The following is a 12,033-nucleotide window of genomic DNA, read 5'->3' as shown; positions in this document are numbered from 1 at the left end:
CCCTTAAGTTAAGATTATTCTTCTTTCATTTGAGATAAAAGCTTTGCAAATTCTTCTAAAGAGCTAAATTCTTGATAAACAGAAGCAAATCTCACATAAGCGACCGCATCTAGATCCTTTAGTTTCTCTAACACCATTTTTCCAATTTCTTTTGAAGTTATTTCGCTTACTCCTTGTTTTCTTATATTTGTGATGATCTCGTCAATTATAGCCTCCAATTTTTCGTTATCTATATTTCTTTTTACTACTGCTCTTTGAAGTCCAGCAAGAAGCTTATTTCTGTCAAAAGGTTCTCTTCTTCCATCTTTTTTAATAACCATGATAGGTTTTTCTTCTATCCTTTCATAGGTAGTAAATCTGTTTTTACAGTTAGGACATTCTCTTCTCCTTCTTATTACCTTCTGATCCTCAATTTCTCTAGTATCTATGACAAAAGTATCCTCATATCCACAGAATGGGCATCTCAATTTTTACCCTCCCCACTAAATATTGTGGTTATATATATACCACAACCCAACATATAGAGCAAGATGGAAAAATCAAAGAAATTAGTATTTTTTTACCTAAATTCTTTTATTTATTTGTATTTTTAGGTTTTTTTGACTATAGGTTAAAGTGAGGTTAAAAATAATGGGGGAGAAAGTCCTCCCCCATCTTTAAAGGGCTTATCTGTGATTTTCAGCAAGAATTAATTCAAGTTCGCCTCTATGGTTTTCTGGATCAAAGTAGCATTCAATGATTCTATCATGAGGTAATCTTTCAATTCTTTCATTCATAATTTGAAGAACTTTCGTATTGATCTCAATAGCCTTAACCACAGGAATTCTCTCTGGATTTATATCTATTCCAAAGTATCCTTGATACCCTACCATTTTTAGGGTGTAAAGAAGAGCCTCGGTGGAATCCCAGTCAACTACTCCTATATTTAGATCTTGGTCATAATTTCCTAAGGGTTGGCTATTCCAATGGGTATGGAATAACCTTCCTTCTCTCGCTACTCTTGCGTAGGCATAAGGAAGATCTTCAAATCCCATTCTTACATGACCTACTTCAGGATTAAGTCCTACAAGAGCATGACCTTCTTGTAAAAGTTTTAAATTTTCAGGATTCTTTAATCTTGCCTCTATGTCTCTTGCAGCTAAAATTCCATCAGCAGTAGTTCTATATATGTTATTAGGAGCAGGCTCATATGGTTTTGGTTCTATAGCTACTTGTACTCCAGGTACCTCATCCATGGCTTGTGCTACAAGTTCTTCAAAGGTATCCCACATATGATAGTATAGATGCCCATAGGAATAAGTATATCCGTCAATTCCAGGCCAAATAATACAAATATCTGCATTAGCCTCTTTCACTAATTTTAATCCATTTACTAACCTTTCATAGGCTATTTTTCTATACTTTTCATAGGGATTAGAAAGAGAGCCAAATTCAAAGATCTTATCATAGAATAGGCTCAGTGGAACCGCAACAAGTCTTATTCCTGTCTCTTTTTCTAACTGTTTATAAAGATGAAGGTTTTCTTCATTTACCTCTGCTGGATAGTGGGCTTCAATTCCTTTTACTCCATATTTTGCCATCTCAGCAGCCATTTCTATTCTTTCTGGGATACCTTTTTGTTCTACATAGGGTTCATGGAACCTACCACCACCAGGGGTAAAGTACCAAATTCCTACGGAAAATTTCAAGTCTAACTTAAAGGTTTGCATGTGTTTGAGAAGTTCTTCTTTTGATCTTCTAATTTTTTGATTACGGTGATCCACAAAAGGCATATTTTTAACCCTCCCGTTTTTTATTTTTATAACATTTTACAATAACATTAACTTTTAGGCAATCGTTTCAATAGGATTCCTAGTATGATTATCCAAATTAGAAGGATAATTACTCCTGAAATCCAATTCTTTTTCAAAGATGGATCTTGCTTTTCAATAATTTCCTCATATTTTTTCAATTTATCTTGGGGAATTAATTTATAACAAAGATATATGCCTATGGGAAGTATTATGTAATCGTCTAAATATCCAAGTATGGGAATAAAATCAGGGATAAGATCAATTGGACTTAAGGTATAACCAAGGAGTATTATGGCAGGAAATTTCTTTATAAGAGGGACAGTAGGATCTTTATAAAAGAGGTATAAAATTTTAAGCTTTCTCTTAATATTCTTAACTTTGTTTTTCATGTTTTAAATGGCGGAGAGGGTGGGATTCGAACCCACGAGGCATTTAGCCTACTCGCTTTCGAGGCGAGCGCCTTCGTCCGCTCGGCCACCTCTCCATGAATTATTTTAACACAAAACTTGATATTATAAATCTTATGTTATAATTTTTTCTTAGATATCAAAAAGACTGGAGGTCTTAGACATTATAAAGATAAAGAGTTTTAGATTTAGAATAACAATCTTAGCTTCTGGCGTTATATTGTTGGCTTTTCTCTTGATTTTTCTGCTTTCTTTTCATTTACTTGCTCTAAATCTAAGGGAAAGAGTGACCAAAGAAGTAGAAGCTTATAAGAGAACAATTTTATATATCATAAATAGGGAAAAGCAGATTTTAAAAAATCAAATAAAAGATTATACTTATTGGAAGGACCTTGGTGAGAATGCAGTTGTTAAAAGAGATAAGCTTTGGATTAAATCAAATATAAATCCATGGATAAAAAATACCTTAGGTTATGATGTGGTGCTTTTTACTGAGGATAGAAGAGTAATAACTTCTTCTTTTAATTTTCCGTTAAATAAGATTCCATTAAAGAGAGAGATAGAAATTTCTCTAATGGAGATAAATAAAGATTTTTATCTTTATGCTGTAGGACCTGTGTATGATGAGAATAGAAAAAAATTTTATGGTGCTTATCTTCTCTTTGCGAGGAAAGTCGATACGGAGTATATAAAAGGATTGGAAGAAATTATGGGTATAAGACTTACTTTTGTTTCTAAGGATAGCTCTAACAAAGTTAGTTTAGAAGATTATTACAAGTATCCTTATCTTCATATGGTGGTTCCTTTGGAGAATGGGATTTATGTTGTTATGGACAAGGAAGATACTTCTTTACATGAGTTTAATAAGATGATTCTAATTATTTTTGGTATATCCTTGGGGATTATTTTGATTTTGTCTATATCTCTTATAAGAGTCTTATTGAATATAACTTTTAAGCCTTTTGAAAAACTTGTGGAGGTCTCTCACAAAATAGCAAATGGCGAGTATGAGATAGAGCTTATAAAAAATAGAGATGATGAGCTTGGAGATTTTATTAAGGCATTTACATATATGATTTCCAAGATAAAAGAAAGAGAAGAAAAGTTAAAGTGGGAGAAAAGAGAAACAGAAAAATTGGCTTATTTAGACCATTTAACAGGAGTTTATAACAGAAGATTTCTTGAAGAAAGTTATGAGGATATAAAGAGAAATCATAGTTTGTTTTCTTTAGTTTTTGTTGATCTGGATAATTTTAAAAATATAAATGATAGATGGGGGCATGAATTAGGAGATAGGGTACTTGTAAATGTATCAGAGTTTTTTAAGAAAAACTTTAGGGATTATGATATCTTGGTAAGATATGGGGGAGATGAATTTTGTATTATTTTATTAAACATTGATAAGGATACTGCAGAAAAAATAGTACATAGAGTAAAGGAAAAATTTGAGATTGAAATGATGAGTTCTTTTGGATTTAATTTAAGTTTTACCTATGGCATAGCAGAATATCCTAAGGATGGAGAAGATTTGAATACTCTTTTAAAGGTAGCGGACGAGAGAATGTATAAGTATAAGGATTGATATTATTTTGTTAACGGTGTAGCTTTCTTAACCCTTGGTCCTTGAGGAGTATCTTCAATAATGTAGCCCTTATTCCTTATTTCTTCACGTATTTTGTCGGCTTTTTCCCAGTCTTTGTTTTTTCTTGCTAACTCTCTTTCTTCCACGAGTTTCCAAATTTCTTCAGGAATTTCTATTTTTATCTCTGGGGGATTATTAAGGGAAAGTCCTAAAACTTTATCAAACTGAAGAAGAGTTGCTCTCTTTACTTCGGGAGGTACCTGATCATCTTTTACTAATTCCCAAGTTATGGCAAGGGCTTTTGGCATATCTAAATCATCATTTATAGCTTTATGAAATTCCTCTTCGTATTTTTTATCATAGGAGGCATTTTCTTGAGGGTATCTCTTCATGTTTTCGTATAATCTAAATAGGGCTCTTTGGGCTGATTCTAAAGCAGTCCAAGTAAATCTTAATGGACTTCTATAATGGGCTGTGAGGCAAAAATATCTATAGGATAGAGGATGATATCCCTTTTCTTCTAAATCTGACAAGGTGATGAAATTGCCCTCGGATTTTCCCATTCTTTTTTCACCCATTACAAGGAACTCTCCATGAAGCCAATATTTTGCCATAGGTTTGTCGTAGGCTGCTTCTGATTGAGCAATTTCATTAGTATGATGTATAGGGATATGGTCTATACCACCACAATGAATATCAAAAGGTTGTCCTAAATATTTTGTGGACATAGCAGAGCACTCAATATGCCATCCAGGAAATCCTATGCCCCATGGAGAGTCCCACTCCATTTGTCTTTTTACATCTTTTGGAGAAAACTTCCATAAAGCAAAGTCTGTAGGATTTTTCTTCTCGGGATTGTATTCTACTCTTGCCCCAGGAAGAAGATTTTCTAAGTCTTGTCCTGCTAATTTTCCATAATCAGGAACTTTTGAAGTATCAAAATAAATTCCGTCAGAAGTTTTATAAGTGTAGCCCTTCTTTTCTAAAATAAGTATTAAATCAATAAAATCTTTGATGTGATCAGTGGCCTTACACCATATATCAGGTTCAAGAATATTTAATTTTTTAATATCTCTTTTAAAGGCTTCAGTATAAAATTCTGCTATTTCCCAAGCGGTTCTTCTTTCCTTTTTAGCCTCTCTTTCTATTTTATCTTCTCCTTCGTCGGCATCAGAGGTAAGATGCCCTACATCGGTAATGTTCATCACATGTTTTACTATATAACCATTATATAATAATACTCTCTTTAATATATCCTCAAAAATATAAGTCCTCAGATTTCCTATATGGGCATAGTTATATACTGTGGGACCACAGGTATACATCCCCACATAGGGCGGATTTAAAGGTTCAAATTTCTCTTTTCTTCTTGTTAGTGTATTATATAAGTAAAGTTCCATAGTGAATAAGATTATAACATAATATAATAAGAAATTTCAAAGGGAGGAAATGTGAAAATGAAAGTATATATAGCTTACCCTTTAAAAGAAGAATATTTAGAACGGATAAAAGAGGCAAGAAATGATGTTGAGATTGTGGAAAATATTGAAGAAGCTGAGGTGTTTTTAGGGGGACATATCTCTAAGGATGATCTTAAAAAGGCAAAAAATCTTAAATGGATTCAATCTTCCTCAGCAGGTATTGATAATCTTCTTTTTGAAGAACTTCTTAATTCAGACATAATTATAACTACTGCAAGTGGTGTTCATCCTAAACCAATTGCCGAACATGTGTTTGCTCTTTTACTTTCTTGGACCAGGAGAATAAATATAGCTCTTAGGGGAAAATTTGAGAGGAAATGGAATAGAGATGAGATAAAATGGTGTGAGGAACTTACAGGAAAGACCATGGGGATAATAGGCTATGGGAAAATAGGTCAAGAGATAGGAAGAATCGCAAAGAGTTTTGGTATGAAAGTTATAGGAGTAAAAAGAGATATAAATCAAAAGGATGATATGGTTTTTCTCCCTGACGAGCTTTTTTCCTATAAGGATTTACATGAAGTGTTGAGAAGATCAGATATTATTGTTTTAGTTTTACCTTTAACTTCTGAGACAAAGGATTTAATAGGTGAAGAGGAATTTAAAGTGATGAAGAAAGATGCCATCTTTATTAATGTAGGAAGAGGGAAGACAGTAAAAGAAGATGCTCTTGTAAAGGCATTAGAAAATGGGCAGATTCAGTGTGCTCTTCTTGATGTGTTTTATGAAGAACCTTTACCAGAAGAAAGTCCATTATGGAATCTTGAGAATGTAATTATAACTCCTCATATAGCAGGAATGACCCCTTATTACGATGATAGGCTTGTAGAGATATTTATTCATAATTTAAAAAATTATCCTGAGGTTAGTAGAATGCTGAATGTGGTAGATAAAAGCTTAGGATATTAAAAATCATGGGAGGGGTTTTCCCCTCCCATTAAATTTTTATTCTTTTTTAGAGAGTTGATCTTTTAACTCTGAATATCCAAAAATGATTAATATTATCCCTAAGAATAAAAGAAATATTGGAACTACTGCCATGAGAGCCTTAACAAAATAAGACCACCAGATTATTAGGCCCCAAATTCCAAGAATTATGGAAGCAAGTCCAAAAAGAATTATTAGGATCTTACTTATCATTTTTGCACCTCCCAAAACCTCAAGGATACTATATTATAACACCTTACTTTATTTAGATAGTAGAGGAAGGAGCTTAAAAAGATCTTTAAGATCTCCCATAAAATCAGGCTTATGATCAAGATTTAAGATGAGATTATTGTGAGGGGTGTATAAAAAGGTTAAGATTCCTAATTTGGAGGCTGAAAGGTCCTCTTTTATATCATTTCCTACCATGAGAGTTTTCTCTGGAGTTACATTTATCCTTTCTAAGATCTCTTTATAATATTCTAAGTTCGGTTTACAGGAGTGCATTACCTCCATGGAAGTTATCAAATCATAGGGATAGTTAATAAGATTAGCCCATTTAAGTCTTTCTTTTATGGCTATAAGGGGAAATACCGCATTAGTAGCAATCACTACTTTTAATCCTAATTCAAAGGATTTCTCAACGACCTCTTTAGCATAGGAATTTGCTCTTGCTTGGGAGAGTTCTTTTAAAAGAGGAAATTTTTTTGAGTAAAAATCCATAAAGAAATCTTCCATGTATTTTCTATCTTTTCCTGTAAGCTTTGTAAACTCTTCCCAGAATACATCATAGTTGGTTTTTGGTCCCTTATTTGCGAGCATCTTTTCAATGGCAAAATTTAGATTTTTAAAAAGATCTTTCTCATCTCCTATCTTTTTGAATTCTTCCATTAGAAGGGAAAAATAATTCTTCATAAATAAATCAAAATTGTTCATAAGAAGGGTGCCATCAAGATCAAAAAGAATTGCTTTAAGCATGTTCTTCCTCCGATTTAAAGATAATAAGCTTTTGGCCTTTTTTCCATATCCACCTTCCTACCCCATAGACTATGGGCAATATAAGAATTGATAAGTACCATTTTTGAGTAATAATTAAAAAATCATATAAGGCATGCCAAAATACAGGATAATAAAGAGCTTGGAGTAGATGCTTTTCAGGATTTGCTCCAAACTTAGCGAGTCCAAAAGAATATCCCATAAATAAGGAAAAAACAAAGTGAGCAGGTACCGCAAGAAAGGCTCTTGTAATTCCTACAAAATATCCTCCCGAAATTACATAAAAGAAGTTCTCAATAGTAGCAAAACCCATTCCTACCATTACTGAGTATACTATGCCATCAAAGGGCTCATCAAATTCCTCTTTTGGATATATATACTTATATATCACATAATACTTTGTTCCTTCCTCTATAATGGCAATGCCTAAAAGGGAATAAAGAAAGAGTGAAACAAAATCACTATTAAAATTAAAAGGAATGATAGATTCCATAATGAGCTCAAAAATAGCAGCAGGAAAGGAAATAATTACTCCAAGGATGAAGGACCAAAGAATCAATTTTGATGGTTCTTTGTTCCATTTATCTTTATTATATACATACCACGCTATAGAGATCCCAGGAGCGAGAGCTAAAATTATAAGTCCCATTTTTTGCAAAATCCTTTTTCTTTTTGGTATAGTATAGCATAAATCTTGATATAATTAATTTAAAGAGGTATTAAGGTATGATTATGAAGTTTAGAAATATACTGTTATCAATCTTAATATTTCTTCTTATAAATCTACAGGTTAATGCTCAAAATTCCTTAAAGATTATTATTGATAAAGATTATCCCCCCTTCACTTTCATAGATGAAAAGGGAAATTTGATAGGAATATCAGTGGATTTTTGGAAAATATGGAGTGAAAGAATGGGAATAAAGGTGGAACTTTTTCCTATGGAATGGGAAAAAGCTCAAAGGGCGCTTCTTGAAGGGAAGTTTGATGCTATTGATACTATCTTTGAGACTCCTGAAAGAGAAAAATACTTAATTTTCTCAAAGCCTATTTTTAAAATTACTTCAAGCATATATTATAAAACTGAAATACCTAAGATCTCTTCTCTAAAGGATTTAACTCCATATCTGGTTGGTGTGAAAAGAGGAGATGCTTTGATAGAAGTTGCTTTAAAGGAGAACCCATATATCAGCTTTAAATTCTTTGATGATTACTCTGAGATTGTAGAATCTGCTAAAAAGGGTGAGATAAAGGTCTTTCTCATGGATGATATACCTGCGAGTTATTATCTTATTAAGCACGACCTTTTGTATAAATTTAGTAAGGGACCTGTTATTACTACTAATTATCTTCATGTAGCAGCCCTTAAAAACAAAGGTTGGGTTATAGCTCTAATAGATCAGGGTATTGATAGAATTGCCAAAAGAGAGTTGGAAGAATTAACAGAAAAATATGTAATCTCCGAAGAGAGAGAAAAAACCTTAATTGAAAGATATGTGTATCCTATATTAATTTCTATTTCTCTTATTGGTTTTTTAATATTTCTCTATAGTAGGCTGCTTTCTTATGAAATAAAAAGGACAAGGAAAAAACTTGAAGATTCCGTAGAGAGATTCTGGAGTTTTTTTATGGGAATATCAGAGATGTCAAATTTGACTTTAAAAGATGAAGAGTTCTTAAGAAAGGTTCTTGAGGTGATCATTGAACTTGTTCCTAAAGCAATGTATGGAAGCATATTTTTAAAAGAAGAAAACAATTTAAAACTAATAGCTACCATAGGACATGAGAAAAGTTTAGAAGGATTGATCTTGGATGAAGGAAATTACATAGGCTCTGAAAAACCAATTGTGGTTAAGGAGCTTTTAAAAATTGAGAGAAGAAATGAGAAATTAAGAGAGACCCTATTAAAATACAGTAAACCTATAAAAGAATCTTTAATTGTACCTTTAAAATGGAATAATAATTTATGGGGATATTTCTGCCTTGATATTCCTGAGGATAGTAAGGAAAATTTTGATGAATTTGATATAGAACTGATAGAAAAGTTTACAAATACCATATCAATTTTTTATTTTTTTAGGAGCTATTTAAAGGAGAGAGAAATTTATTTAACAAAATTAATTACTGTTTTAGTGAAAACTCTGGAGTATTATGATAGATATACTCAAGGACATTCAGAAAGGGTAGCAAGGTATGCGGTGAAGATAGCCGAGAGGATTGGTCTTGATAGGGAGAGAATTAAAAGGGTTTATTGGGCTTCCCTTGTTCATGATATTGGAAAAATTTACATTCCTCAGAACCTTCTTAATAAGAATGGCAGGTTTACAGAGGACGAGTACGAATTTGTAAAAATACATCCTGTAAAAAGTGAAGAAATTCTTTCTCAAGTGGAAGAGTTGAAGGATCTGGGAAAAATAGTTAGGCATCATCATGAGAGGTGGGACGGAAAAGGATATCCTGATGGGCTTTCAGGAGAAAATATTCCCCTTGAGTCAAGGATAATTGCTGTTGCTGATGCTTTTGAGGCTATGACTGCAGAAAGGCCATATAAAAAGGCTTTAAGTTTAAAAGAAGCAATTCAAGAGATAGAGAAAAATAAAGGTACCCAGTTTGATCCTTTTTTAGCAGAAATAATGATTGGGATTATCAAGGAAGAGGTTGAAGAAAAATCTTGACAGAGTAAATCGTTATTTTTTACACTATTTAAAAGATAAAAAAAGATTTATAATTTGGGGGGGGCTTAAAAAATGAAAACTCGACAGGAAATCTTAGAGTCCTTTCCTAGGGATCCAGACTATATTATTGAGATTCTCCATGAACTGCAAAATAACAATCCTTACAATTATCTTACCCCAGAAGATATAAAAGCCTGTGCGGAGTATTTGGAGCTTCCTGTAAGTTATGTGGAGGGAGTTGCATCCTTTTATTCCATGTTTAGCTTAAAACCCAGAGGAAGATATGTAATAAGACTTTGTGACTCTCCTCCATGTCACTTAGTGGGATCAGAGTCTCTACTTGAGTATTTAGAGAGAAAATTAAATATTAAAGTTGGAGAGACGACCGAAGATAGGGTATTTACTTTAGAAGTTACCAGCTGTCTTGGGGTATGTGCTGTGGCTCCTGCCATGATGATTAATGATGAGGTATATGGTAATCTTACCTTTGAAAAGATAGACAAAATCTTAGAGGAAAAGAGGGGGAATTTATGAGTATAGCGAGAAGCCATGTGCTTATATCTATAGACGCTAATACTCTCCTTGCGGGAGCAAAAGAGGTGGAAGAAGCGTTAATAAGAGAACTTAAGCAAAGGGGATTAGATAAAGAGATAGCAGTTATTGAAACAGGACCCTTGGGAATTATTGGTAAAGGTGTGGTTATGGTGGTTTATCCTGAGGGAATTTATTATGGAAATGTAAAATTAGAAGATGTACCAGAGCTCGTAGAAGAGCATTTTATTAAAGGAAGGCCCTTAAAGAGACTTATGATTGAAGGAGTGTCTATGCCAACTTTAGTAACCAAAGAAGAGATTGGGCTCACACGAAGGCAAGTAAGAATAGTATTGAGGAATAGTGGAGTTATAAATCCTGAGAGTATTGAAGAGTATATTGCAAATGGTGGATTTGAAGGACTTTCAAAGGCTCTTTCAGAGATGACCCCTGAAGATGTTATAAAAGAGATAAAAGAATCAGGACTTAGAGGTAGAGGTGGGGCAGGGTTTCCTGCAGGGCTAAAGTGGGAGTTTACTTATAAAATACCATCTGACGAAAAATATGTTGTATGTAATGCTGATGAGGGTGAGCCTGGAACTTTTAAGGATAGATTGATTCTTGAAGGTGATCCTTTTAGAATCGTGGAGGCGATGACCATAGCAGGTTATGCTGTGGGAGCTAAAAAGGGTTATATCTATATAAGGGGGGAGTATAAGCTTTCCATTGAGAGAATGCAAAAAGCCATAAATACAGCAAGAGAATATGGACTCTTAGGAGAGAACATATTGGGCACTAATTTTTCCTTTGATATAGAGGTAAGAAAAGGAGCAGGCGCTTATATTTGTGGAGAAGAGACAGCTTTAATTGAGTCCTTAGAAGGCAAAAGGGGCATTCCTCGCATAAAACCTCCTTATCCCGTATCTCAAGGCTTGAGAAATAAGCCTACGGTAGTTAATAATGTGGAAACTTTGGCAAATGTGCCTGATATTATAAGGAATGGGGCTAAATGGTTTAGGCAGTTTGGAACGGAGAAGTGTCCAGGTACAAAAGTTTATACCATTCTTGGTGATGTGGTCAATGCAGGACTGATTGAGGTGGAAATGGGGACTCCTTTAAGAGACATTATCTTCCAATATGGCGGTGGAATTAAGAATGGTGGAAAATTTAAGTGTGCATTAGTAGGAGGAGCTGCAGGAGCTTTTTTAGGGGAAGAGATGCTTGATGTAAAAATGGATTTTGAAAATCTTAAGGAATATAAGGCGGTTCTTGGTTCTGGAGCTATTTTAGTGATGAGCGATGGGGCTTGTATTGTGGATATGCTTAAGAGTATTTTGAGGTTCTTTAAACATGAGTCCTGTGGCAGATGTACCCCTTGTAGAGTAGGTACTAAGAGACTTGTGGAGATAATTGAAAGATTTGCGTCTCTTGAAGGGACAGAAGAGGATTTGGATGAGATGGTTAATATAAGTTTAGTTATGAAAGATACCTCTTTTTGTCCCTTAGGGCAATCGGTTTATCTTCCTGTAAGTTCTGCAGTTAAGTATTTCAGAGAAGAATTTGTTTCTCACTTTAAGGATAAATATTGTGTTAGTGGAAGGTGTAAACCAAGATTAAGTTTAGTAGGGGAAGCATAGGCTTCCCCT

The 12,033-nt window shown here is 33.7% G+C and carries 12 protein-coding genes and 1 tRNA gene; 5 read left to right on the top strand and 8 right to left on the bottom strand.

The features are described from left to right. Positions 1-14 precede the first annotated feature (14 nt). The 4 genes from nrdR to DTUR_RS08755 all read right to left on the bottom strand — a co-directional run bounded on the left by nrdR (position 15) and on the right by DTUR_RS08755 (position 2,277). Positions 15-467: a transcriptional regulator NrdR gene (gene nrdR, locus DTUR_RS08770; RefSeq protein WP_012584044.1), complete on the bottom strand. Its 453-nt coding sequence runs from the start codon at positions 465-467 to the stop codon at positions 15-17. A gap of 198 nt (positions 468-665) precedes the next feature. Beyond that, positions 666-1,772 (bottom strand): TIM barrel protein, encoded by a 1,107-nt coding sequence (locus DTUR_RS08765; protein ID WP_012584043.1) that lies wholly within the window; start codon positions 1,770-1,772, stop codon positions 666-668. 47 nt (positions 1,773-1,819) lie between these two features. After that, complete coding sequence (locus tag DTUR_RS08760; RefSeq protein WP_012584042.1) at positions 1,820-2,182, bottom strand: YkvA family protein; 363 nt, start codon at positions 2,180-2,182, stop codon at positions 1,820-1,822. Between the two features lie 8 nt (positions 2,183-2,190). Further along, positions 2,191-2,277: transfer RNA gene (locus tag DTUR_RS08755), tRNA-Ser, on the bottom strand. A gap of 209 nt (positions 2,278-2,486) precedes the next feature. Here DTUR_RS08755 and DTUR_RS08750 point away from each other — a divergent pair. Beyond that, positions 2,487-3,782, top strand: coding sequence for a sensor domain-containing diguanylate cyclase (locus DTUR_RS08750; RefSeq protein ID WP_012584041.1), 1,296 nt, complete (start codon positions 2,487-2,489; stop codon positions 3,780-3,782). A gap of 2 nt (positions 3,783-3,784) precedes the next feature. Here the strand turns inward: DTUR_RS08750 and cysS are convergent, their stop codons facing one another. After that, the gene (gene cysS / locus DTUR_RS08745) at positions 3,785-5,182 is read right to left on the bottom strand and encodes a cysteine--tRNA ligase (protein ID WP_012584040.1); all 1,398 of its coding nucleotides are present in this window, start codon (positions 5,180-5,182) and stop codon (positions 3,785-3,787) included. 57 nt (positions 5,183-5,239) lie between these two features. On the opposite strand from cysS, the gene DTUR_RS08740 reads away from it, so the two are divergent. Then, on the top strand, positions 5,240-6,172 hold the full coding sequence (locus DTUR_RS08740) for a D-2-hydroxyacid dehydrogenase (protein ID WP_012584039.1): 933 nt from the start codon (positions 5,240-5,242) through the stop codon (positions 6,170-6,172). A gap of 36 nt (positions 6,173-6,208) precedes the next feature. Here the strand turns inward: DTUR_RS08740 and DTUR_RS08735 are convergent, their stop codons facing one another. The 3 genes from DTUR_RS08735 to DTUR_RS08725 are packed head-to-tail and all read right to left on the bottom strand — an operon-like array spanning position 6,209 to position 7,832. Continuing rightward, positions 6,209-6,403, bottom strand: a complete 195-nt coding sequence (locus tag DTUR_RS08735) for a hypothetical protein (protein WP_012584038.1) — start codon at positions 6,401-6,403, stop codon at positions 6,209-6,211. Positions 6,404-6,451: 48 nt separating this feature from the next. Then, positions 6,452-7,165, bottom strand: a complete 714-nt coding sequence (locus tag DTUR_RS08730; RefSeq protein ID WP_012584037.1) for an HAD family hydrolase — start codon at positions 7,163-7,165, stop codon at positions 6,452-6,454. Beyond that, on the bottom strand, positions 7,158-7,832 hold the full coding sequence (locus tag DTUR_RS08725) for a PrsW family intramembrane metalloprotease (protein WP_012584036.1): 675 nt from the start codon (positions 7,830-7,832) through the stop codon (positions 7,158-7,160). The genes DTUR_RS08730 and DTUR_RS08725 overlap by 8 nt, the downstream gene beginning before the upstream one ends. A 77-nt stretch (positions 7,833-7,909) precedes the next feature. On the opposite strand from DTUR_RS08725, the gene DTUR_RS08720 reads away from it, so the two are divergent. From DTUR_RS08720 to nuoF, 3 genes are all read left to right on the top strand, one after another. After that, positions 7,910-9,856, top strand: a complete 1,947-nt coding sequence (locus DTUR_RS08720) for an HD domain-containing phosphohydrolase (protein ID WP_012584035.1) — start codon at positions 7,910-7,912, stop codon at positions 9,854-9,856. Positions 9,857-9,928: 72 nt separating this feature from the next. After that, positions 9,929-10,390 (top strand): NADH-quinone oxidoreductase subunit NuoE, encoded by a 462-nt coding sequence (nuoE, locus tag DTUR_RS08715; RefSeq protein ID WP_012584034.1) that lies wholly within the window; start codon positions 9,929-9,931, stop codon positions 10,388-10,390. Continuing rightward, positions 10,387-12,024 (top strand): NADH-quinone oxidoreductase subunit NuoF, encoded by a 1,638-nt coding sequence (gene nuoF / locus DTUR_RS08710; RefSeq protein ID WP_012584033.1) that lies wholly within the window; start codon positions 10,387-10,389, stop codon positions 12,022-12,024. The genes nuoE and nuoF overlap by 4 nt, the downstream gene beginning before the upstream one ends. The last annotated feature ends 9 nt before the right edge of the window (positions 12,025-12,033 follow it).

Source organism: Dictyoglomus turgidum DSM 6724 (assembly GCF_000021645.1).
Classification (GTDB): Bacteria; Dictyoglomota; Dictyoglomia; order Dictyoglomales; family Dictyoglomaceae; genus Dictyoglomus; species Dictyoglomus turgidum.
Note: the sequence above shows the minus strand (reverse complement) of the source record. Positions and strands in the feature narration are given on the sequence as shown.